Annotated in this window: 21 protein-coding genes and 1 riboswitch; of the genes, 4 read left to right on the top strand and 17 right to left on the bottom strand. The window is 71.1% G+C overall.

Going from position 1 to position 22072, the window contains the following annotated elements; genetic code table 11:
• Positions 1-36 precede the first annotated feature (36 nt).
• Positions 37-450, bottom strand: a complete 414-nt coding sequence (locus O7621_RS08930; RefSeq protein WP_123606103.1) for a roadblock/LC7 domain-containing protein — start codon at positions 448-450, stop codon at positions 37-39.
• Positions 447-3686, bottom strand: a complete 3240-nt coding sequence (locus O7621_RS08925) for a sensor histidine kinase (protein WP_282233550.1) — start codon at positions 3684-3686, stop codon at positions 447-449. Before O7621_RS08925 ends, O7621_RS08930 begins: the two co-directional genes overlap by 4 nt.
• Before the next feature lie 465 nt (positions 3687-4151).
• Between O7621_RS08925 and O7621_RS08920 the strand changes: the two genes are divergently transcribed.
• Positions 4152-5351, top strand: coding sequence for an ABC transporter substrate-binding protein (locus tag O7621_RS08920; RefSeq protein WP_282233549.1), 1200 nt, complete (start codon positions 4152-4154; stop codon positions 5349-5351).
• 92 nt (positions 5352-5443) lie between these two features.
• Here the strand turns inward: O7621_RS08920 and O7621_RS08915 are convergent, their stop codons facing one another.
• Both O7621_RS08915 and O7621_RS08910 read right to left on the bottom strand, forming a co-directional pair.
• Positions 5444-6283: an ABC transporter permease gene (locus tag O7621_RS08915; protein WP_282233548.1), complete on the bottom strand. Its 840-nt coding sequence runs from the start codon at positions 6281-6283 to the stop codon at positions 5444-5446.
• A gap of 310 nt (positions 6284-6593) precedes the next feature.
• Positions 6594-7628 (bottom strand): ABC transporter substrate-binding protein, encoded by a 1035-nt coding sequence (locus tag O7621_RS08910; protein ID WP_282233547.1) that lies wholly within the window; start codon positions 7626-7628, stop codon positions 6594-6596.
• 303 nt (positions 7629-7931) lie between these two features.
• On the opposite strand from O7621_RS08910, the gene O7621_RS08905 reads away from it, so the two are divergent.
• The 3 genes from O7621_RS08905 (at position 7932) to O7621_RS08895 (ending at position 11286) form a co-directional block, all read left to right on the top strand.
• Positions 7932-8717, top strand: coding sequence for an ABC transporter ATP-binding protein (locus tag O7621_RS08905; protein WP_282233546.1), 786 nt, complete (start codon positions 7932-7934; stop codon positions 8715-8717).
• Positions 8718-8719: 2 nt separating this feature from the next.
• Entirely contained in the window at positions 8720-9661 is a 942-nt protein-coding gene (locus tag O7621_RS08900) for an LLM class F420-dependent oxidoreductase (protein ID WP_282233545.1), read from the top strand.
• Between the two features lie 68 nt (positions 9662-9729).
• Positions 9730-11286 (top strand): hypothetical protein, encoded by a 1557-nt coding sequence (locus O7621_RS08895; RefSeq protein ID WP_282233544.1) that lies wholly within the window; start codon positions 9730-9732, stop codon positions 11284-11286.
• Here the strand turns inward: O7621_RS08895 and thiC are convergent.
• The 13 genes from thiC to O7621_RS08830 form a co-directional block, all read right to left on the bottom strand.
• Positions 11268-12860, bottom strand: a complete 1593-nt coding sequence (thiC, locus tag O7621_RS08890; RefSeq protein ID WP_282233543.1) for a phosphomethylpyrimidine synthase ThiC — start codon at positions 12858-12860, stop codon at positions 11268-11270. The genes O7621_RS08895 and thiC overlap by 19 nt on opposite strands.
• 71 nt (positions 12861-12931) lie before the next feature.
• A complete protein-coding gene (thiD, locus tag O7621_RS08885) occupies positions 12932-13774 on the bottom strand; it encodes a bifunctional hydroxymethylpyrimidine kinase/phosphomethylpyrimidine kinase (protein ID WP_282234506.1) in 843 nt (280 codons plus the stop codon).
• 41 nt (positions 13775-13815) lie between these two features.
• A complete protein-coding gene (locus O7621_RS08880) occupies positions 13816-14400 on the bottom strand; it encodes a thiamine phosphate synthase (RefSeq protein WP_282234505.1) in 585 nt (194 codons plus the stop codon).
• Positions 14401-14408: 8 nt separating this feature from the next.
• Positions 14409-15179, bottom strand: coding sequence for a thiazole synthase (locus tag O7621_RS08875; RefSeq protein ID WP_282233542.1), 771 nt, complete (start codon positions 15177-15179; stop codon positions 14409-14411).
• 5 nt (positions 15180-15184) lie between these two features.
• A complete protein-coding gene (gene thiS, locus O7621_RS08870; RefSeq protein WP_278173720.1) occupies positions 15185-15385 on the bottom strand; it encodes a sulfur carrier protein ThiS in 201 nt (66 codons plus the stop codon).
• The gene (gene thiO, locus O7621_RS08865) at positions 15376-16539 is read right to left on the bottom strand and encodes a glycine oxidase ThiO (RefSeq protein WP_282233541.1); all 1164 of its coding nucleotides are present in this window, start codon (positions 16537-16539) and stop codon (positions 15376-15378) included. The genes thiS and thiO overlap by 10 nt, the downstream gene beginning before the upstream one ends.
• Complete coding sequence (locus O7621_RS08860; protein WP_282233540.1) at positions 16536-17207, bottom strand: thiamine phosphate synthase; 672 nt, start codon at positions 17205-17207, stop codon at positions 16536-16538. Before O7621_RS08860 ends, thiO begins: the two co-directional genes overlap by 4 nt.
• Positions 17202-17313, bottom strand: a riboswitch (TPP riboswitch). It overlaps the preceding gene by 6 nt.
• 369 nt (positions 17314-17682) lie before the next feature.
• The gene (locus O7621_RS08855) at positions 17683-17883 is read right to left on the bottom strand and encodes a DUF397 domain-containing protein (protein WP_282233539.1); all 201 of its coding nucleotides are present in this window, start codon (positions 17881-17883) and stop codon (positions 17683-17685) included.
• An 84-nt stretch (positions 17884-17967) separates the two neighbouring features.
• On the bottom strand, positions 17968-18168 hold the full coding sequence (locus tag O7621_RS08850; RefSeq protein WP_282233538.1) for a DUF397 domain-containing protein: 201 nt from the start codon (positions 18166-18168) through the stop codon (positions 17968-17970).
• Positions 18169-18270: 102 nt separating this feature from the next.
• The gene (locus O7621_RS08845; RefSeq protein WP_282234504.1) at positions 18271-18492 is read right to left on the bottom strand and encodes a Scr1 family TA system antitoxin-like transcriptional regulator; all 222 of its coding nucleotides are present in this window, start codon (positions 18490-18492) and stop codon (positions 18271-18273) included.
• Between the two features lie 3 nt (positions 18493-18495).
• Positions 18496-19041, bottom strand: coding sequence for a Scr1 family TA system antitoxin-like transcriptional regulator (locus tag O7621_RS08840; protein ID WP_282233537.1), 546 nt, complete (start codon positions 19039-19041; stop codon positions 18496-18498).
• Between the two features lie 311 nt (positions 19042-19352).
• A complete protein-coding gene (locus O7621_RS08835; RefSeq protein WP_282234503.1) occupies positions 19353-20351 on the bottom strand; it encodes an aldo/keto reductase in 999 nt (332 codons plus the stop codon).
• A gap of 10 nt (positions 20352-20361) precedes the next feature.
• Positions 20362-22038 carry an ATP-binding cassette domain-containing protein gene (locus O7621_RS08830; RefSeq protein ID WP_282233536.1) on the bottom strand — a complete coding sequence of 559 codons (1677 nt, stop codon included), beginning with the start codon at positions 22036-22038 and terminating at the stop codon, positions 20362-20364.
• Positions 22039-22072 lie beyond the last annotated feature (34 nt).

Genomic DNA, 22072 nt, shown 5'->3' with positions numbered 1-22072 from the left:
CGGTCCCTTGTGTCGCTGCGGAACTTCAGCCTCGGATCAGGGTCGGCCGCCCACGGCCTCCCGTGGCGCCGGGACCAGCGCGGCACCGACCCGCTCGACCAGCAATGCCATCTCGTACCCGACCTGACCGACGTCGCAACTACGGGCGGCGAGCACCGCCATCGACGAACCGTCGCTGATCGACATCAGGAACAGGTACCCGCTGTCCATCTCAATCACTGTCTGCAGCACGCCACCCGCGCTGAACATCCGCGACGCCCCGTCGGTGAGGCTGACCACGCCGGAGGTGATCGCCGCCAACTGGTCGGCCCGGTCCGCCGGCAGATCACGCGAGGAGGCGAGCAGCAGTCCGTCTGCCGAGACAGCCACGACGTGGGCGATCCCCGCCACGCTGTCGGCGAAGTTGCTGAGCAGCCAACCCATGTCCTGAATAGCTGCTGGCCTGTTCATTCGCTGGTCTCCTTGGTTGAGTTGGCGCGGTACTGCTCGCTGCCGGCGGTCCGGCCGCGTTGCACGCCACGGTGGTATGCCGACAACAGGCCGCGGACCTCATCCGGGGTCCGCCGGGTCGGCTCGCGGCCCTGCTTGGCCTCCACGCCACCCGGCACCAGCTGTGCCTGGGGCTGGCGCTTCGGCAGACCAGAGCGGGTGGTGCCGGCGGTCGCCGGCTCCGCTGCCTTACTGGCCCGGGCCCAGCCCTCGTCAGCGGCGGTACGCCAACTGCCGGAGTCGCCCGTCCGTTGCCGGGGGATGGCACCCGGCGCCGACGTCGCCGCGCCGGCCGGAGTGGACGGTGCGGGCGCCGGTGGCGCGGCCGGGGGTGGTGGTGCGGCGTTCGGCTGCACCGGAGCAGAGTACGCCGTCGGCTGTGGAGCCGACTGTCCCGGGTTGCGGGCCGGCAGCGGTGTCCTGGTCGGAGCGGGTGCCGGCGGGTACGCCGGTGCGGGCGCATTGGCAGCAGGCGGACGACCGGCGGTCGGCAGCGGCAGGACGGTGGTCTCGGCCGAGCCGTGTGACCGGAACCAGACCGCCTCCATCTCCCGGAAGATGGGCATCTCGGCGGCGTCCTCGGGCCGGGCACCGGGGTTGGCGGCCGCTGCGGGGTTGGCGGCCGCTGCGGGCGCGCCGCCGCCGGCCACCGGGCCGTGCGGCAGCTGGCCGCCGGTCCGTACCGCCGGGGCCAGCGGGTGCATGGTGGCCGGGATGACCGACTGGTCCGGGTAGCCGCTGGTACCGGCCGGTCGCACCGTCGGGTAGGCCACGGTCGGCGTACCGACGTTGGCCACCGGCGGTGCCGCCGCAGGCGGGGCGGCGGAGGCCGCCGGTGGGTACGCCGGCAGCCCCGGGTTGTACGTCGGCGCGGCCGGGCCGGCGGCCGGGGCAGCCGGTGCCCCGGACATGGGAACGCCGGACATCGGGGGGCCCGACATCGGCGAGCCGGACATCGGCGACGCGGAGATCGGGGCGGCGGATACCGGCGTCGACTGCCCGCCGGTGGTCACCGGGAAGGCGGCGGTAGGTGCACCGGCCACCGCGTTCCACTGTGATGACCGGGCGTTCTGCCACTGGTCGGTGAGGGTCGCCGTACGGCCGGGTGCCGCCGCCGGCGGACTCGAGATCGGCGACCAGGTCCCACCTGACGTGGGCGCGGCGGAGATCGGCTCGGCCGCCAAGGCCGGGCGTCCCCGCGTCATGACCGGCTCCCGGGTGCGCTGCGGCAGTACCAGGATGCTGCTCGGCAGCGTGGCCTGGGCGATAGTGCCGCCTTCCGGGTTGGGCCGCAGCTCGACCCGGATGCCGTACCGGCCGGCCAGCCGGCTGACCACGGCGAGACCCATCAGTCGGAACGCCGAGACGTCGACCGTGGACGGCTCGGCGAGCCTCCGGTTGAGATTGTCCAACTGCTCCTCGGACAGCCCCAGGCCGCGGTCCTCCACCTGGACCAGTACGTAGTCGCGCAGCCGCCGGGCGTCGGCGACGACCGTGGTGGTCGGCGGCGAGAACCGGGTGGCGTTGTCGAGCAACTCGGCGACGAGACGTACCACGTCGTTGACCGCATGCGCGGAGATCAGGATGTCGGTGTCGACGGTGCCGAACTCGATCCGGTTGTAGAGCTCGACCTCGGACTGCGCGGCCCGCAGCGCGTCGACCAGCAACGCGTCCTCGCGGCGCGGCGCCGTCGAGTCGGCACCGGCCAGGACCAGCAGGTTCTCGTCGTTGCGGCGCATCCGGGTGGCGAGGTGGTCGAGCTGGAACAGCTGGGCGAGCCGCTTCGGGTCCTCCTCACCGCGCTCGATCGCGTCGAGCTCGCCGATCATCCGGTCGACCAGCGTCTGGCTCCGGCGGGCCAGGGAGAGGAACATCGCCGACACGCTCGCCCGCAGCGCGGCCTGCTCGGCGGCGATCCGGACCGCCTCCCGGTGCACCACGTTGAACGCCTGGCCGACCTGGCCGACCTCGTCGCGGTTGGGCAGGCGGATCGGGTCACGTAGGTTACGGACGATCTCCTCCGGACCCCGGTCGTTGAGGTCGTTGACGTCGCGGAGCTTGGCCACCGCCTCCGGCAGGTCCCGGCTGGCCACGGACATGGCGCCTTCCCGCAGCCGTCGCAGCGAGTCGTTCAACGAGCGGGCCAGGACCACCGCGAGGGCGATCGCCAGCACCAGGGCGATCAGCACCGCGATCGACTCGATGATCGCCTGCCGGGTGACGTTGGTGCTGACCTGGGTGGCCCGGTCGAGCAGCCGGTTCTCCAGCTGGATCTCGGCCCACCGCATCAGGTCGTTGACCGCGCCCACGGCCCGGGCCGCCTGTGCGGCGCTCATCGGAGCTCGCTGGCCCACCGAACGGGTGATCTCGGTGGCGACCCGGTCGGCCAGGAAGACGGCGTCACCGGTGACGCTGCTGTCGACCAGCTCCTGCTCCCACGGCGACGCGGCCAGCGAGAACGACAGCAGGGCCTCCTGCTGGCTGGTCAGCGTGGCCAGGTACGACGAGAACTGCTCCTCGTCCAGCCGGCCGGTGGACAGCGCGGCGAAGATGATCGCCTCCTCCTCCGCCGTGGCCAGCTTGGCCCGGGCGAAGGCGGAGACGGCACGCAGGCTGTCCGGCACCTCGCCGTCACCGGAGACCTGGCCGAGCACCTCACCGTAGGAAGCCAGGTCGGACAGGATGACGCCGTACCGCAGCACCGCTTCCGGCACCGGCATCTGCCGCCGGTCGAGCACCTCCTGGCGGGTGGCGTTCAAGGTGTCCAGATGGTCGTCGATGGCGACCAGCTGCCGCTCGACCGCCTCCGGCACGTTACCGACCCGGTCGCGTTCGGCGGCGTACGCAGCGATCCGCTCGTCGGTGCTGCGCACCCGGATGTTGTAGGCCTCGGCGTCGGCGTCGCGGGCGGCGAGGAAGGTCACCGCAGCCATCCGCTCCTTGTGGACGTCCTGGGCCAGGGCCGAGACGTCAACGGAGAGTTCGGCCATCGACCGCACCATCCGCGCGTCGATTGCTCCCTGTCCCACGTCGACCAGCCGCACCGTGGCCAGAGCGGCGACCGCGGCCAGCGGAACGACCAGGATCAGGGCCAGTTTGGACCTGATCCGCGCATCCCTCAGTCGCGGCACCCAACGCAATGGCGCGCGGCGCTTCCGCGGGCCATTGTCGGGCAGGGTCGTCGGTCCGGTCCTCACGACATCGCCTCCGTCGCTATCTCCACACGCGGACTGCCGACCGATGCCTGCTGCAGCGGTGAGCGCCGCATGCGGCACGGCCGCGATTTCACCAGAAGTGGACCCGCTTGGGAAGCCTCAGTGGGGCAGGAATCGGTCGGACGACCTGTAATCACCCTAGTACTACCGGAGAGTATCTTCATCACACCGCCCTGATCAGCGCGGATAGAACTTCCACCGTCAGTTGTCCCGCCAAAGTCAACGATCGCAACATGTACTCGTTGCCAACATGTGGGACGACAGTCCCGGAAACGCCCCGACCGGCGCGCTTGACCAGAACGCCGCCCATTGGCATGGTTTCCCAAGTTTGCAGGCTCCGCGCACACCGTACGGCATGCCGCCGGCGCGACTTCTACTGAGGACGTGCTCAGCCGCGCCGCCGCCCACCGACCGGGTGCGCATCCGCCGCGTACCTGGAGGACTGACTTGAGGCCCACCCGTTCCGCCCTACTCACGGCGCTCGCATCCACATTGCTGGCCTCTTCGCTCACCGGCTGCCAGTTCGCCAGCGACTCGGCCGGCGGGGACGGCGGCGAGATCGTCATCGCCGCCGACCTGGAACTGTCCGGTGCCGCCGCGACCGTCGGCAAGGGCTTCCAGCGAGCCCTCGAGCTGAAGGTCGAGCAGATCAACGAATCGGGTCTGCTGGGCGACCGGACGATCCGGCTGGACGTCCGGGACAACCGTTCCGACCCGAGCGAGTCGCTGCGCAACATCGGCGACTTCACCGGCGACTCCGCGGTGACCGCGATCATCATGGGCAGTTGCAGTGACTGTGCGGTCGGCGCCGCCCGGACGATCAACGACAAGCGGGTGCCGACCATCTCGCTGGCCCCGGCCACCGCGGTCGCCACCCCGGTTACCGAGCGTCGCTACCTGTTCAAGCTCGGTCCCAACGCGGCGGACAGCGCCGCCGCGGTCGCCAACGAACTGCGCCGCCGAAACATCGGGCGGGCCAGTCTGCTGCACACCGACGACGAGTACGGCCGGGACGGCCTGCGGGTGATCACCGCCGAACTGGACAAGCTCGGCATCAACCTGGTCGGCACCGAACAGGTGCGTACCACCGACACCGACGTGAGCCAGGCCGTCGCCACCCTGGCGCAGCCGGTGACCGGCGAGAACCCGGGCGCGCTGCTGGTCTGGACCTCGGCCGAGCAGGCGGCGCTGGCGGCGGACAGCGCCGCGCAGGCCGACTACCCGGGGCCCCTGTTCTTCGACGCCGCCGCCGCCGGGGACCTGTTCCTGTCCGGTGGCTCGGCCACCGGCACCAAGGGCGTCAATCTGGTCTTCACCCAGACCATGGTGATCGACGACGTGATCGCCAACACCCCGGCGAAGGCAGCCCGCAAGCAGTGGTTCCGCGACTACACGGCCAGGTTCGGCAGCTACTACGGGTTCTCTTCGTTCGCGGCCGACGCGGTCCAGCTGATCGCCGACGCGGTGGCCACGTCGACCGGCGACGGCGACGTCGACCGGGAGGCCATCCGTGAGGTGCTGGAGACCACCCAGTTCGACGGGCTCTCCGGGCCGATCCGGATGACGCCGGACAACCACTCCGGACTGATGCCCCAGGCACTGACCATGCTGGTCTCCCGGGGTGGCCGCTGGCGACTGGCCAGCTGACGACCCCGGTACGGTCCGGTCTCGTGCGCCCGCCAGGAGTTGTTCCTGGCGGGCGCACGACGTCCGGGGCGGGCGCGACATGGTGGCAGACGTCAGCGGGCCGACGTCGTCTCCCGCACCCACGGCAGCAGCAGCCGTTCGATGGCGACCAGCGCGAAGTAGAGCAGGATGCTCATCAGCCCGATCAACACGATCGCCGCCCAGGCGGCGGAGTTCTCGCCCATCCCGCTGAACTGCAGGGTCATGTAGCCCAGACCCTCCTCACCGGCCTGGAACTCGCCGATCACGGCACCGATCGCCGCCAACGGCATCGCGACCTTCAGGCCGACGAAGATCTGCGGCAACGCCGCCGGGAAGCGGATCTTGCGGAAGGTCTGCCAGCGGGACGCGTCCAGCGACCGGGCCAGCTCGGCCAGATCGGCCGGGGTAGAGGTCAGACCGGTCACCGTGGAGAGCACGATCGGGAAGAAGCAGAGCAGGAAGACCATGGTGAGGATCGACTGCTGGCCCCAGCCGAGAGTGACCACGAGCAGCGGGGCGAGCACGATCTTCGGTACGGCGTTGAGCGCCACCAGCAGCGGAGCGAACATCCGCTCGGCCACCTGGGAGCCGGCCAGCACCAGTCCGATCAGCACCCCGATGACGGTGGAGATCGCAAACCCGACGACGGTCGAGGTGGTGGTCGCCAGGGTATGTTCCAGCAGCCGTGGCATCCGCAGGGAGAACGCCGCGTACACGTCCTGCGGGGGTGGCAGCACCACCGAGTGCACCAGGTTGAACACGCTGGTGGCGAGCCACCACGCGGTCACCGTCACCGCCACGCCGAGCAGCGGTAGTCCGACTACGGCGACCCGGCCGCCGGCGGGGCGGCGGACCGGAGCGGTGGTCGCGGCGCGGACCGGTGGCGCCTGCGCCGGTTTGAGTACGGTCATCAGATGCCTTCCGTGGATACTCCGGCCTTCCGGCCGGGGAGGAAACGGACACCTGCGGAGCACGGCAGGGAAAGTCGACTCGCCGCCGAGGCGGATCGACGTCCACTACTCACACACCGAGAGATCCGGCGTGCGAACAGGTGTGCTAACGTGGCCTTGCCCTTCCGGTGACAGCCAGGCCGGTCGGGCCTACCGCCGGGCTGGTGGGAAGTGACGTCTGTGGAGACGGTGTAAGACCGATGGGCGGTACTCCGCCGGTGCGGGCGGGTGGGTCACCGGACGGTGGTCCACCCACCCGCACCCGGGTCGGTCAGGATTCGGCGTTCGGGGCCAGGTCGAAGTTGACGACCTGCTCCGGCTCCAGGCCCGGCGGGATCGCTCCGGCGCCCTGCAGGATCGCGATGCTGCGGGCGATCCGCTGGCTGTCCAGCGCACCGACCGGCACACCGGAGCTGGTCGACTTCACGAAGGCGGCCATCAGCTCCAGTTCGGCGGCGGCGGCGGCCGGGTTGGCCTCCTCCACGTTCTTGGCCAGGATCTCGCCGGCCTCCTCCGGGTTGGTGATGCTGTACTCCAGGCCCTTGAGCAGTGCCGCGCTGAAGCGCTTCACCATCTCCGGGTCCTCCTCGGCGATCGCCGTCGAGGTGATCAGCACGTTGCCGTACAGGTCGGTCATGATGTCGCTGTACGGCAGCACCACGGCGGTCTTGCCCTGCGCGACGGTCTCCACGGTGGGCTTACCGACCACGAACTGGCCGATGCCGTCCACCGAACCGGAGGCCAGGGTGCCCATCAGGGTCTGTGGGGCACCGTTGACCCACTCGACCTTGGTCTCGTCGATGCCGGCCAGCGAGGCGTACGTCGGGAACAGGTTGCGCACCACCGAGCCGGGGGCGTCGGCGAGCGTCTTGCCCTCCAGGTCCTTGGGGGTGGTGATGCCGCTGCCGTCGAGCGCGATGATCGCGGCCATGGTCCGCTGCTGGATGCCGGCGACCACGACGAAGTCCTTCGCCTCGCCGTTGCCGTACTGCAGCAGTCCGCCGGTCATGTCGATCGGCGTGAAGTGGGCCTGCCCACCGACGACGGTCTTGATGTTGTCGCCGGTGCCGGCTCCTGCCTTGACCTCGACGTCGAAACCGGCCTCCTCGAAGAAGCCCTTGTCCTTGGCGACCCAGGCGTAGGAGTCCCGGCCGAAGTTACCGAAGGAAGTGAGGTAAGTCACTTTCTTCAATTCCTCGGTGCCACCGGCATTCGCCTCGTCACCGTCGTCCGCGCTGCAGCCGGCAGTGACCGCGAGCGCCGCCGCGAGGGCCGTGGCGGCGATCGTACGGGTGAGCCTTGTCATGAACGTGTGTCCTTTCCAACCCGACGGCCCCTCGACGAACCCGCAGGTCGTCGAGGCGACCGGAGGGGGTAGTTGGTCCGGCGCGGCAGCCGGTCGGTGGGGGCCGCACGGGTGCCGCGGTCGCGTTGGGAAACTTCGCGGGCAACAGAGTACGAGGGAAACCTGACCAATGCGACAGCCGGGCATCGCGGACCCTGGATCGCAATCAAAAGTGTTTACCGCGCGGGTGGTGCGTGGCCGGCACGATCTGGATACTCTGTCCCCCGCTTGTTGATCGACCCAGGACGAGGGAGCTGCCGCCCCATGATCCAGCTCAGCGGAGTCGGGCGGACGTTCGCCGGTCGCTCCGGCACAGTGGAGGCACTTCGCGGTATCGACCTCTCGGTGACCGCCGGTGAGTTCGTCGCGGTCGTCGGTCGTTCCGGCTGCGGCAAGTCCACCCTGCTCAGACTCATCGCCGGACTGCTTCCGACGACAGCCGGCGAGATCACTGTCGGTGGCGAGCAAGTGGTCAAACCACGCCGGGACATCGCGATGCTCTTCCAACGCCCGGCCCTGCTGCCCTGGCGATCAGTGCTGGACAATGTCCTGCTGCCGGCGGAGATTTTCGGGTTGCGCCGCAGGCAGCACCGGGCAAAGGCCTTGGAACTGCTGGAGATGGTCGGGCTGGCCGGCTTCGACAAGCGGCTGCCGCACGAGCTGTCCGGCGGCATGCAGCAGCGGGTGTCGCTGTGCCGCTCGTTGCTCGCCGAACCACGGGTGCTGCTGATGGACGAGCCGTTCTCGGCGCTGGACGCGCTGACCCGGGAGGAGCTCTCCGTCGAGCTGCAACGGATCCACATGGAGCGCGCGGCGACCATCGTCTTCGTCACCCACTCGATCGACGAAGCCGTCCTGCTCGCCGACCGGGTCGTGGTGCTGAGCCCTCGACCAGGGCGAATCCGCAAGATCGTACCGATCGACATTCCCCGCCCCCGCAGCCTGGGGCGCAACGCGCACACCGAGGACGTAGCCCGGTGCAGTGCGGAGCTGCACGAGGTGCTGATGGAACGCGACGCACCGGCGACGGCCGGGATCGGAGGGTACTGACCATGCGGGTCAGCGTGTTCACCGAGCCGCACCGCGGCGCCAGCTACGACGACCAGCTCCGGCTGGCCCGGCTCGCAGAGGAGTCCGGGTTCGAGGGTTACCTACGGGCCGACCACTACCAGTCGATGGGCGAGGAGCTGGCGCTGCCGGGGCCGACCGACGCCTGGCTGACTCTGGCCGCGCTGGCCCGGGAGACCTCCCGGATCCGGCTCGGCACGCTGGTCACCTCGGCGACCTTCCGGCTGCCCGGACCGCTCGCCGTGATGGTCGCCCAGGTCGACCAGATGAGCGGCGGCCGGGTCGACCTCGGCATCGGCGCCGGCTGGTACGCCCGGGAACACACCGCGTACGGGCTGCCGTTCCCGTCCGTCGGGGAACGCTTCGACCGGTTGGCCGAACAGCTCGAGGTGATCACTGGGCTGTGGCGTACCCCGGTCGGTGACAGGTTTAGCTTCCACGGCGACCACTACCAACTGGTCGACGCTCCGGCGCTACCGAAGCCGGCGCAGCCGGCCGGCCCGCCGATCATCATCGGCGGACGAGGACCGAAGCGGACCCCGGAGCTCGCTGCCCAGTTCGCCGACGAGTTCAACATGCCGTTCAAGTCGGTCGCCGAGACCGCGGCGGCTTACGATCGGGTGACCAAGGCCTGTCACCGGACCGGGCGCACCGAGCAGGGCCGACCGCCGCTGACCATGTCGGCCGGCATCGTCATCGCGATCGGGCGTACCGACGCCGAGGCGCAGCGCCGCGCCGCGCCGCTGCACGAGAAGAGCGCCCTGCCGCCGGAGGACCCGGTGATCGGTTCGCCGGCCCAACTGGTGGACCGGATCGGGGAGTTCGCGGCGGTCGGTACCAGCCGGGTACACCTGCGGTTCATCGACCTCGCCGATCTGGACCACCTGGAGCTGGTCGCTGCCGAGGTGCTGCCCCAGCTGGGCTGACCTGCCGGCCCGGCGGCGGTCGCCCGGTCCAGGTCGACAGTGCGGGCGGCCGGCCGTAACCTCCCGGCATGGCCTTGCGGACCTGGCTCAGAGCGATCACCACGGCATTCGGTGTGGCGGCGTTCGCCGGTGCCGTCCAGCTTGGTGCTGCTTACGGTCTCCAACTGGTACGCCTGCGCCGCGACTTCGTCGGGCCGACCGCAGACTTCTGGCCGACCCAGCTGTCCTGGCTCGCCTGGTTCGCGATCGTCGCTGCCGTCGTCGGCGGGTGTGTGGCGCAACGGGTCGCCGAACAGCGTCCGGCCCGGCCCCGGCGGGTGTCGGCGGTCCGGACAGCGGTCCGCCGGGTCGTATTGGCGCTGGTCGCCGCAATCGGTGCGGCGCTCGCCGTGGTCGGGTTGTCGGTGCTGCCGGCGCAGGCGTCGACCGGGGTCGACGATCCGGTGACGGTTACCGCCCTGATCGGCGGAATCGGGGCGGTGGTGGGTCTGCCGGCGGCTCTGGCCGCGCTTGCCCATCCGGCGATGCGCTGGAACGTGCTGGTGTTCAGCGGCGTGCTCTGGCTACTGGCGGTCGGGTCAGTCGCCCCGGATCTGTGGGCGGGTGACCCCGTCGCCGAGATCCGACCCGGGGTACTCGAACCGGTCGTGCTCGACACGGCTGGCTCCGGTTGGCAGGTGTTCGTGCTGCTGCCGGTGCTGGCGCTGGCGCTCGGTGCGGCGGTGAGCGGGCTGGCCCGGTGGCGGGCGGCGCCGACGGTGGCCACAGCGGTGTCCGGAATGGCCGGACCCGCGGTCCTCGACGCCGCGTACCTGGCCGCCGGGGCCGGCCGCGCCGGGCCTTACCAGGACGACCCCTACTGGGCGGCGCTGCTGGCGGTGGCCGCCGGGGTCGTCGGTTCGATCACCGTGGCTGCCGTGCCCCGGCCTGACCGACGGGTCAGCACCGCAACCGGAACGCCGACAACCGTGCCCGCGAGTGGGACGCCCGCGCCCGCCGCCGGAACGACCGTCGGACCCGCCGACAGCTCGTCCGAGAGCCGAGAACCTGTAGTGGAAATTGCCCTATCTGAAAAGATTCCCGCCGATTCAGCATCCGTCGGGCGGGTGTCACCCGGTCCGGCAGCGCCGCCTGTGCCGGACCCGCCGACGCCGGGCCTGACCTCACCACAACCGGTCCGATCAGGCCCGGTCCGGTCAGCCCCGACCGTAGCGTCACCGGTGCCAGTCGCCGCGCAGTCACATCCGGGCGACCGTCCGCCGCCGGTACCTGCGGCGGTCACCCCCCGTGTCGACCCGACCCCGATCGCGCCGGACGGGCCGCCGACACCGACACCGACTCCGGTGGCCGATGGCGTCGACCGGCCGACGCCAAAGCCGGTCGCACCACCACCGGTCGCACCGCAACCGGTCGCACCGCAACCGGTCGCCGCACCGCCCACCGCACCTGCGGCCGGCCGGATCCCCCGGCCACGGTTCATGCGCCAGCGGCGGCCGGCGCCTCCACCGACGTTGACCGACGAGGACGCCGAACACGTGGACTGGGTCAGCGAGTTGGGCCGGCAGCCCCGCCGCGCGGACGGCCGGAGCCGTAGCGGCGCCGACGATCAGGCCAACGGCAGGTAGACCCGGCCACCGGAGGCGACGAATTCATCCGACTTATCCTTCATGCCCTGTTGGGCGTACTCCTTCAGATCCTGCGTGATTTTCATCGAGCAGAACTTCGGGCCGCACATCGAGCAGAAGTGGGCCGTCTTCGCCGGCTCGGCCGGCAGCGTCGCGTCGTGGTAGGACCGGGCGGTCTCCGGGTCCAGCGACAGGTTGAACTGGTCCTCCCAGCGGAACTCGAACCGCGCCTTGGACAACGCGTCGTCCCAGGCCTGCGCTCCCGGGTGTCCCTTGGCCAGGTCGGCCGCGTGCGCCGCAATCTTGTACGCGATCACTCCGGCCTTGACGTCGTCGCGATCCGGCAGCCCCAGGTGCTCCTTCGGCGTGACGTAGCAAAGCATCGCGGTACCGAACATGCCGATCATCGCCGCCCCGATCGCCGACGTGATGTGGTCGTACGCTGGCGCGATGTCGGTGGTCAGCGGGCCGAGCGTGTAGAACGGCGCCTGGTGGCACAGTTCCTGCTGCAGGTCCACGTTCTCCTTGATCTTGTGCATCGGCACGTGGCCAGGGCCTTCGATCATCACCTGCACGTCGTGCTCCCACGCCACGGAGGTCAGCTCGCCCAACGTCCGCAGCTCGGCGAACTGCGCGGCGTCGTTGGCGTCGGCGATCGACCCCGGCCGCAGCCCGTCACCCAGCGAGAAGGTCACATCGTAGCGGGCCAGGATCTCGCACAGCTCGGCGAAGTTGGTGTAAAGGAAGTTCTCCTGGTGGTGTGCCAGGCACCAGGCGGCCATGATCGACCCGCCCCGGGAGACGATCCCGGTGACCCGGTCGACCGCCAACGGCACGTACGGCAGCAGCACCCCGGCGTGCACCGTCATGTAGTCGACGCCCTGCTCGGCCTGCTCGATCACGGTTTCCCGGAACACGTCCCAGCTCAGCTTGACCGGATCCCCACCGACCTTCTCCAACGCCTGGTAGATCGGCACCGTACCGATCGGCACCGCCGAGTTGCGCACGATCGCCTCGCGGGTTTCATGGATCCGCTTGCCGGTGGACAGGTCCATCACCGTGTCCGCACCCCACCGGGTAGCCCAGGTCAGCTTCTCCACCTCGTCGGCCACCGACGACGAGACCGCCGAGGTGCCGATGTTGGCGTTCACCTTCACCAGGAACCGACCACCGATGATCATCGGCTCGGACTCCGGGTGGTTGACGTTGGCCGGCAGCACCGCACGTCCGGCGGCGATCTCCTCCCGTACCACCTCGACCGGAAGGTTCTCCCGCAGCGCGACGAACTCCATCTCCGGGGTGACGGTCCCGGCCCGGGCGTACGCCAACTGGGTGGGCCGACGCCCGTGGGCCCCAGCCAGCGGGGTGCCCGCACCGCGTACCGGGGCGACGTCGCCGCGCTCGGCGATCCACCGCCCGCGCAGCGCGGCCAGCCCGACCTGCGGGTCCGACCCCGGGCCGGACGTGTCGTACAGCCGCACCGGCGGGTTGTCGCCGGCGAGGGTCACCTCGGCGAACGGCACCTGGATGTCCGGTCGCGGTCCTTGCACGTACACCTTGCGCCGAGCCTGCATCAGCGGGCCTCCTTCAGGTAGTTGCCGACTGTCCGGCGGTTGCCGGCTCTCTCTCAGGTGGTTGCCTACGGTCAGGTGGCCGCCAGCTGATTCGACCATCCGAAGTGGTCTATTGGTCCGTGACCGGAGCCCAACCGCCAGTGCCGGGCGCCGTCGAGCGCCCGCGCGACGTACTCCTTGGCGAAGACCAACGCCGCCGGTACGTCGTCGCCGAGCGCCAACCGGGCCGCCACCGCCGCCGCGAAACTGCACCCGGTGCCGTGCGTGTTGCCGGTGTCGCACCGTTCGCCGGCCAGCCGCCAGCCGGCGACAGCGGTTCCGGCGACGTCGACCGCCGGGTCCGCGGTCGCGACCACGTCGACCGCCGCCGGGTCGGTCGACGTACCGTCCGGGTCGCCACCGGTCACCACCACGAACCTCGGTCCGCCGGCGGCCAGCTCGACGGCGGCTCGGGCCATCTCGTCGACGGTCCGCACCGGCCAGCCGACCAACGCCGAGGCCTCCGCCCGGTTCGGCGTCGCGACCAGCGCGTACGGCAGCAGCCGCTCGACCGCGCCAACCACGCCGAGCCGGTGCCCGCTGGTCGAGACCAGCACCGGATCGACCACCAGGTTCGGCAACTCCCCGGCTCGGGCCAGCGCGGCGACCGCCCCGGCGATCCGGGCCGTACCGAGCATGCCGGTCTTCACCGCGCGCACCGGCAAGTCGGCGCGGACCGCCTCTATCTGGGCCAGCACCTGCGCTGCCGGCAGCTGATGGACGCTGGTGACGCCGGTGGTGTTCTGCGCGGTCACCGCAGTGATCGCGCTGGTGCCGTAGACGCCGAGCGCGGCGAAGACCTTCAGGTCCGCCTGGATTCCGGCGCCGCCGCCGGAATCGGAGCCGGCGATCGTCATCGCCACCACCGGGGTGATCCGGTCGGCGGGCATCAGCTGCTCACCTCGCTCGCCGGCCATCAGCCGCTCACCTCGGCCAGTGCGGCCGCAGCGACCAACTCCGCCACGACGGCCGCCGGGTCGGCGGCGCGCATCACCGCGCCCATCACCGCCACCCCGGCGGCACCGGCCGCCCGACAGGTGGCGACCTGCTCCGCTGTGGTCACCCCGGCGAGCGCGACCACCGGCCGGCCGGCGGCCACTCGGACCAGACGGGCCAGCCCGGCGGGCCCCAGCAGCGGACCGTACCCGGGTTTGGACGCGGTCGCGAAGACCGGCGACACCGTCACGTAGTCCTCCGTGGTCAGTCGACCGAGCTCGGTCTCGTCGTGACAGGAGCGGCCGACCAGACCGAACACCGGCGGCGGGTACGGCCCGGCGGCGCGCAGGTGCACCGCGGCACCGCCCAACGGGTCGGGGCCGGCGACGATCAACGTCCCGCCGACCGGGGCGAGGATGCCGCGCAACCGGTCGGCCAACGCGGCACGTTGTGCCCGGGGCAGGTCCCGTTCCCGCAGCACCACCTGCCGGAGCCCGCCGGCCACCGCCGCCGCGACCACCTCCGACAGCGGCCGGGCCGTCTGCCGGCGGTCGGTGAGCAGCATGATCCCGTTCACAGCTCGGGCCGCCCATCGTCCGGAGTGGATGCCAGGGCGTGGAAACGCTTCGGGATCCGCCCGGCGCGGGCCGCCAGCCGGCCTGCGTCGATGGCGTACCGCATGGCGGTGGCCATCGCGACCGGGTCGGCGGCCCGGGTCACCGCGCTGGCCAGCAGCACCGCGTCGCAGCCGAGTTCCATCGCGAGCGCGGCGTCGGAGGCAGTGCCGACCCCCGCGTCCAGCACCACCGGGATGTCCACCGACTGTCGGATCAGTCGGATGTGGTGCGGGTTGAGGATGCCAAGCCCGGAGCCGATCGGTGCACCGGCCGGCATCACCGCCGCGCAGCCGGCGTCGGCCAGCCGGCGGGCCAGCACCGGATCGTCGGTGGTGTACGGCAGGACTGTGAAGCCCTCGTCGACCAGTTGCTCGGCGGCGCGCAGCAGCTCGGCGCCGTCCGGCAGCAGGGTCCGTTCGTCGCCGATGACCTCCAGCTTCACCCAGTCGGTGTCGAACGCCTCGCGGGCCAGGTGGGCCACCTTGACCGCCTCGGTGGCGGTGTAGCAGCCGGCGGTGTTCGGCAGCAGCCGTACGCCGCAGCGCTCCAGCAGGTCGAGCAGGCCGCCGTGCATCGTGGCGGCGCTGTCCACCCGGCGCAGCGCGACCGTGACCAGGCCGGTGCCGCTGGCCGCAATCGCCTGCTCCAGGATGTGCAGGTTGGCGGCACCGCCGGTGCCGAGGATCAGCCGGGAGTCGAAACTGTGCCCGGCAACGGTGAACGGCATCCGACTCACCCGCCCTGCGCCGCGATCAGCACTTCGACCCGGTCGCCGTCGCACAGCTGCTCGGCCGACCAGCCGCTGCGCGGCACCACTTCACCGTTGACGGCGACAGCGACGCCGCGTGCCCGGTCGGTGACCGCCCGGACGACGTCGACCAGCAAAGTCCCGGTCGGCGCGGTCATCGGTGCCCCGTTGACGATCAACTCCACGGCTGCTCCTCCCTCGCGATCTCGCTGGTCGCGGCGGTGAACCGGGCCGGCTGGAACGGTGCCAGCGCCGGATCCGGGTCGCCCCCAGCCGCCAGGTCTGCGATCAGGTCGGCGGTCACCGGGGCCAGCACGATGCCGTGCCGGTGGTGCCCGGTCGCCACCAGCACTTCCCGGCCTGCGGTGCCGCCGGCCGAGTTGACGTCGGGCTGCTGGTGCCAGCCGAGCAGCGGCGCGTTGTCCGGGGTGCCGGGCCGGGCCGCCGCCTGTGCCTCGACCAGCTCGTACTCGGCGATCTCCGGCAGCAGGTCGGCGGCGGCGCGCAGCAACTCCAGCACCGCTCCGGCGGTGACGGTGGTGTCGACGCGCTCCTCGACGGTGGCGCCGACGACCACCTCACCGTCGGCGCGCGGCACCAGGTAGACGTGCCGGCCGTCGGCGTACCCCCGGATCACATGCCGGAACCCGACGGCGCCGGCGGGTGCCCGCAGCCGCAGAATCTGGCCTTTCACCGGGCGGACCGGCAGCCCGGTCAGCGCCGCCGATCCGCAGCCGGCGGCGACCACGACGACCCGCGCGTCCAGTGCGGAAAGATCGGTGACCGGCTGCGGGACGACGGTCACCCCGGCCCGGTCCAACGCGGTGTCCAACGCCGCGACCAGCCGACGCGGGTCGACCTGGTGGTCGTCGGGCATCAGCGCACCGCCGCGCACCCTCGGCGCCAACGCCGGTTCGCGCTCGCGCAGCGCCGTGGCGCGCAGCAGCGTGATCGGCAGGTCCAGACTCTGCTGGTACGCCCAGAGCCGCTCCGCCTCGCGCCGGTCGTCGCCGGTGAGCGTGACGACCAGCGTGCCGTCGGTGCGGTAGCCGATGTCCTGGCCGGTGACGGCGGTCAGCTCGGCGGCGAACGCCGGCCAGCGGGCCGCCGAGTCGACCAGCAGCCGGGTCAGCTCGGCCTCGCCGAAGTGCGACTCGGCGACCGGGGCGAGCATCCCGGCGGCCACCGAGGACGCCCCGGACCCGGGCGCCGGGTCGTAGAGCGCGGTACGCAGCCCGCGCTGGGCGCACCGCCAGGCGATGCTCATCCCGATCGGCCCGCCGCCGACCACCGCGACATCGGCCCGGCCGTTGGCGTTTCCGCTGCCTGTCACCGTCATGCCGGCGCTCCGTCGGCGGCGGCGGGCCGCTGCCGTACCGCGGTCAGCAGGTCAGCGGTGGCCCGGCCCGGATCGGCGGCTCCGGCGATCGCGCCGACCACCGCGACCCCGTGCGCCCCGGCGGCCAGCAGCTGCACAACCCGGTCCACAGTGACCCCGGCGATCGCGATCACCGGCACGTCGACCGTAGCGGCGACGGCGGCCAGCCCGGCCGGCCCGATCGGGTCGGGCAGACCGGTCTTCGTGCCGGTGGCGTAGCACGGCCCGACCCCCAGGTATGTCGCCCCGGCCGCGACCGCCGCCCGCCCGGTGGCCGGGTCGCGAGCGGTGGCGCCGAGGATCGCGGCCGGCCCGAGCACCCGACGGGCGGCGTCGACCGGCAGATCCAGGGCACCGACGTGCGCGCCGGCCGCACCGGTGGCGAGCGCGATGTGCAGCCGGTCGTTGACCAGGCAGGTCACCCGGTACGCGGTGCATTCGGCGACCGCGCGGACGGTCAACTCGTACGCGTCCCGGTCCGACATGTCGTCCTCGACGCGGACCTGCACGACCAGGTCGGCGGCGGCGTCGGCGGACCGCGCGGCCGCGAGCGCGGCCCGCAGTACGCCGAGCGGGTCGCACCCGGGTCGGGTGTCGGTGATCAGATGCAGTCGCCCAAGGGACGGCACGGCAACGCTCCTCCCTGCGCCGGCATTACCCGGATCAGGTTCGACGGTCGGAGGCCGCGTCAGCCTCCCTCTCAGCCCGGTGCACCGGGCTCCCGTGGGTTACTTGCCTGTTACCGTACGACGGTCTCGTCGATCCGCCAAGGGCCGATCCGAGGCAACCTTCGGTCGCTGCCCACCCCGCCGCTGTCGGCCGTGACCAGGCTCACCGCAGGCCGGCCAGACAGAATGATGCCGACCCCAGGTGCTGTCTCATTGGCGTAGGCGACTGCCAGTAGTCATGCTGCGCTCGGTAGCGCAGGAGGCCCTTCGGGGTTCCCGCAGCCGCCTTGGGGCCCGCTCACGCGGGCCCTTTGTGCGTCTGGCGTGCCGGGTTCCAACACCACGTGTGGTAGACCCGTGGTTGCACCCAGGACCACATGCGCTCGTTGGGTCCGGCCGCCCTACGCGATCCTCTGGTCGGCCGGACCCAGAAGCGTTAGCTGGTGAAGGTGCCAGCCCTCGCGGCGGCGACGAAACTCGACCAGCTTGCCGGGGCGACCACCAGCACCGGACCAGCCGGATCCTTCGAGTCCCGCACCCCGATCACGCCACCCAGCCCGTCCGCCACCTCGACACACTCGCCCTGGTTGTTCGACCGGCTGCTCTTCCGCCAGTTGGTGGAACCAAAGTCGATCATCGCCGTACTCCCTTACGGATCGGATCACGCCTCGGCGGTCGAAGTCACGAGGCGGCGTCGCGGCGGAACTCAACCGACCGCCAATCAACTCGTGAGGGTGCTGTTCTTCGTAGCGGCGACGAAGCGTGACCAGCTTGCCGGGGCGACCACCAGCACCGGACCAGCCGGATCCTTCGAGTCCCGCACCCCGACGACCCCACTCAGTCCGTCCGCCACCTCGACGCACTGACCCTGGTTGTTTGATCGGCTGCTCTTGCGCCAGCTAGCTCCGGAAAGATCGATCATGACTCGTACTCCTTCGCGGTCCGCCAGAAGAGGTCACGACTGGCCTGCTCGCTCAGCGCCCGGCCAGCGATGTCGGTGAAGGTCCAAGCGTACCGCTCAGCCTCATCCGGCCGATCGAGGAACAGGAGCTCCTGTCAGCTCCTCCACGTAGACAGTCGTCGGCTCGTTCCCTTCTGGAAAATCAAGAAGAGTGAACGAACCGTGCGCCATCAGGCCGGCGTGCAGCCCGGCGCTGAAGGGCAGCACCCGGATCGAGACATTCGGCTGCTCCCCGGCCTGAGCCAGCCGACGCAACTGTCCGGCCATGGTCTGACCGCTGCCAATCGGTCAACGCAGGATCGCTTCGTCGAGCACGATGTCGAACCTGGGCAGGTAGGGCTCCATTCGGGTCAGCAACCGCGCGCGACGCATCCGCATCTCGACCCTGCGCTCGATCTCCTCCGCCGGCACTTCGTACTGGTTCACGCTGAACACGGCAGTTGCGTACTCGCGGGTCTGCAGCACGCCGGAGACGAGCTCCGTATGGAATTCGCGGAGGTGGGCGGCGGCCTCCTCCAGACCGATGAACAGCTCGAACCAGGACGGGATGCTGGCGTAGTCGTGCCACCAGCCCTTCTCCTTGGTCTTCGGGGCCAGCGCCGCCAGCGCCTCGATGGTCTTCAGGTCCGCGCCGTACAACTCGCAGAGCAACACCACATCCTCGGCGCGGATCGGCACCTCACCGCGCTCCATCCGCAGCAGCTTGGTCGCCGACCACTCCAACTCCCGGGCCGCCGTGGTCTGCGGAACCCCGGCCAGCCGCTCCCGCAACCGACGCAGCTCCCGACCGAGCTGCCGCCGCGGCACCGACGAGTTCAACAATGCTGCGGGCACGTTGCCACCTCCTGATATGCCACTCACCGACGACAGAATGATCGACAGACGACGTTCGCTATCGAGTGGACATATCTCTACCACAACGCCACGACGCCATTGCTGAACCGCTAATTAATCAACGGCTGACGGCTAACCCGAAATCGACACGAAGCACCGCGATCCGCAGCCAGCCTCCACGCCACGCAATGCGGGTACCCGATCATCGGCGGAAGTCCAGCCGAGGGGACAAGATCATGTGAGGCTCAGATACCTTACGAGCGCGACGTAGGGTATCTGAGCCTCACATGATCTTGTGGATGCAGTTCCGGTCAGCTCAGCGAGCCGCCGGGGCCGGCGGGCTCCGGCAGGATCGACCGCAGTTCGGCGAGGTCGGCGGCGTCGGGCTGCCAGGTCCCGGCGGCGGCGTTCGCCCGTACCTGCTCGGGGGTGGTCGCCCCGGCGATCACCGACGCCACGGCCGGCTGCGCGGCCAGGCCGCCGATCGCGACCGCGAGCAGCGGCAGGTCCCGCTTCCCGGCGTACGCGTCGAGGGCCTCGATGACGTCCCACGGCGCCCCGGCCAGCCGGGCGGCGTACCGGCTGCTCTCGCCGGCCAGCCGGCTGCCCGGCGGCGGCGCCTCGCTCCGGCGGTACTTGCCGGTCAGCAGCCCGTCGGCGAGCGGGAAGTACGGCAGCAGCCCCAGCCCGAAGCGCTCGCAGGCCGGCACCACTTCCTGCTCCACCCGCCGGTCCAGCAGGTTGTACTCGTTCTGCGCACTGACGAACGGCGACAGCCCACCAGTACGCGCGGTCCACGCCGCATCGGCGATCTGCCAGCCGGCAAAGTTCGAGCAGCCCAGATAGCGGACCTTGCCGCCGCGTACCAGGTCGTCCAGGGCCTGCAGGGTCTCCTCGACCGGGGTGACCGGGTCCGGCTCGTGGAACTGATACAGGTCGATGTGGTCGGTGCCGAGTCGACGCAACGACGCCTCGACGGCCCGCATGATGTACCGCCGCGAGCCGCGTACCCCGTGGTCGACGCCGTTGCGCCCGGACATGTCCATGCCGAACTTGGTGGCCAGCACCACATCGTCACGGCGGCCGCGCAGCGCCGCCCCGAGCTGTTCCTCGGAACCACCCGAAGGCGTGCCGTAGATGTCGGCGGTGTCGAACAGGGTGATCCCGGCGTCGAGTGCGGCGTCAACCACCGCCCGGGTGCCGGCGGCGTCGAGCTTGCGGCCGAAGTTGTTGCAGCCGACCCCGACCGCCGACACCATCAGCCCCGAGTCGCCCAACCGGCGGTAGGTCATCTCCGTCACACCGGCCAGCCTACGACGGTCAGCGTACGTCCCAGACCGGCTCGGGGACCTCGATTACCTCGCCGTCGCCCTGGAACAGCACGAACCGGTCGAACGACCGGCTGAACCAACGGTCGTGGGTGACCGCGATCACCGTACCCTCGAAGGCCTTCAGCCCTTCCTCCAGCGCCTCGGCCGAAGCCAGGTCCAGGTTGTCGGTCGGCTCGTCGAGCAGCAGCAGGGTGGCACCGGACAGCTCCAGCAGCAGCACCAGGAACCGGGCCTGCTGGCCGCCGGAGAGGGTGCCGAACCGCTGGTCGCCCTGGCCGGCCAGGTCGTAGCGGGACAGTACGGCCATCGCCGCGTGCCGGTCCATCCCGTCACGGTGGTCGTCGCCGCGCCACAGCACGTCGGCGAGGGTCTGGTCGAGCAGTTCCGGCCGGTCGTGGGTCTGCGAGAAGTGGCCGGGACGCACCCGGGCACCGAGCCGGACCATGCCGTCGTGGGCCACCGGGGCCAGCGCCGCGCCGGCGATCGGGCCGGCCGCCGGGTCCGGGTCGGTGCCGCCCCGGGCCAGCAGTCGCAGGAAGTGCGACTTGCCGGTGCCGTTGGCGCCGAGCACCGCGACCCGGTCGCCGTACCAGATCTCCAGGTCGAACGGGTAGGTCAGCCCGTCCAGCTCCAGTTGCTCGCAGATCACCGCCCGCTTGCCGGTACGCCCGCCGGACAGCCGCATCCGCAGCGACTGGTCCTTCGGCGGCAGCGGCGGAGGGCCGGCCTCCTCGAACTTGCGCAGCCGGGTCTGCGCGGCCTGGTACCGCGAGGCCAACCCGTCGTTGTACGCCGCCTTCTGCTTGTACATCAGCATCAGTTCGCGCAGCTTCTCGTGCTCCTCGTCCCAACGGCGGCGCTGCTCCTCCAGCCGGGCGTGCCGGGCGACCCGCGCGGAGTGCCAGCTGGCGAAGCCGCCCGGGTGGGTCCATGCGGAGCCGCCTTCGACGGCGACCACCCGGTCGGCGGTCTGGGCCAGCAACTCCCGGTCGTGCGAGACGTAGAGCACCGACTTGGTCGACTCTCGCAGCCGCTGCTCCAGCCACCGTTTCCCGGGTACGTCGAGGAAGTTGTCCGGCTCGTCGAGCAGCAGCACCTCGTCGGTGCCGCGCAGCAGCAGCTCCAGCGCGAACCGCTTCTGCTGTCCACCGGAGAGTGTCCGGACGGGACGGTCATGGACCCGTTCCCACGGCAGGTCGAGCACGGCGGTGGCCACCGTGTCGAAGACGACCTCGGCCTCGTAGCCGCCGGCTTCGCCCCAGGCGGCGAGGGCGTTGGCGTACCCGATCTGGGTTTTCTCGGCGGCGGCCGGGGTGGTGCCGGCGGCCTCAGCGGCATGCACGGCCCGTTCGGCGGCGGCGAGCCGTTCTCCTGCGGCCCGCAGCGGCGGCGGGGCGAGCGACAGCGCCAGGTCGGCGAGGGTACGGTCGTCGCCGATCATGCCGATGAACTGCCGCATCACGCCGAGCCCGCCAGCGCGGGCGACTGCTCCGGTGGCCACCGGCAGGTCGCCGGCGACCATCCGCAGCAGCGTCGTCTTGCCGGCGCCGTTCGGGCCGACCAGTGCCACCTTGGCACCCTCACCGACCCGGAACGACACGTCGGCAAAGAGCTCCCGACCGTCCGGCAGGGTGTGCCCCACCGCGGCCACGTCCACGTATCCCACCCCGGCATGGTGCCTGATCGGGCCTGTCGTCGGC

Source organism: Solwaraspora sp. WMMD937 (genome assembly GCF_029581175.1).
Lineage (GTDB): Bacteria > Actinomycetota > Actinomycetes > Mycobacteriales > Micromonosporaceae > Micromonospora_E.
This window is presented reverse-complemented; position numbering and strand designations above follow the sequence as displayed.

Excerpts from the sequence above, each read along its gene's own strand:
- O7621_RS08930 (WP_123606103.1), bottom strand. The coding sequence starts at position 450 with ATGAACAGGCCAGCAGCTATTCAGGACATGGGTTGGCTGCTCAGCAAC.
- O7621_RS08915 (WP_282233548.1), bottom strand. The coding sequence starts at position 6,283 with ATGACCGTACTCAAACCGGCGCAGGCGCCACCGGTCCGCGCCGCGACC.
- O7621_RS08910 (WP_282233547.1), bottom strand. The coding sequence starts at position 7,628 with ATGACAAGGCTCACCCGTACGATCGCCGCCACGGCCCTCGCGGCGGCG.
- O7621_RS08905 (WP_282233546.1), top strand. The coding sequence starts at position 7,932 with ATGATCCAGCTCAGCGGAGTCGGGCGGACGTTCGCCGGTCGCTCCGGC.
- O7621_RS08900 (WP_282233545.1), top strand. The coding sequence starts at position 8,720 with ATGCGGGTCAGCGTGTTCACCGAGCCGCACCGCGGCGCCAGCTACGAC.
- O7621_RS08895 (WP_282233544.1), top strand. The coding sequence starts at position 9,730 with ATGGCCTTGCGGACCTGGCTCAGAGCGATCACCACGGCATTCGGTGTG.
- thiC (WP_282233543.1), bottom strand. The coding sequence starts at position 12,860 with ATGCAGGCTCGGCGCAAGGTGTACGTGCAAGGACCGCGACCGGACATC.
- O7621_RS08880 (WP_282234505.1), bottom strand. The coding sequence starts at position 14,400 with ATGCTGCTCACCGACCGCCGGCAGACGGCCCGGCCGCTGTCGGAGGTG.
- O7621_RS08875 (WP_282233542.1), bottom strand. The coding sequence starts at position 15,179 with ATGCCGTTCACCGTTGCCGGGCACAGTTTCGACTCCCGGCTGATCCTC.
- thiO (WP_282233541.1), bottom strand. The coding sequence starts at position 16,539 with ATGACGGTGACAGGCAGCGGAAACGCCAACGGCCGGGCCGATGTCGCG.
- O7621_RS08855 (WP_282233539.1), bottom strand. The coding sequence starts at position 17,883 with ATGATCGACTTTGGTTCCACCAACTGGCGGAAGAGCAGCCGGTCGAAC.
- O7621_RS08850 (WP_282233538.1), bottom strand. The coding sequence starts at position 18,168 with ATGATCGATCTTTCCGGAGCTAGCTGGCGCAAGAGCAGCCGATCAAAC.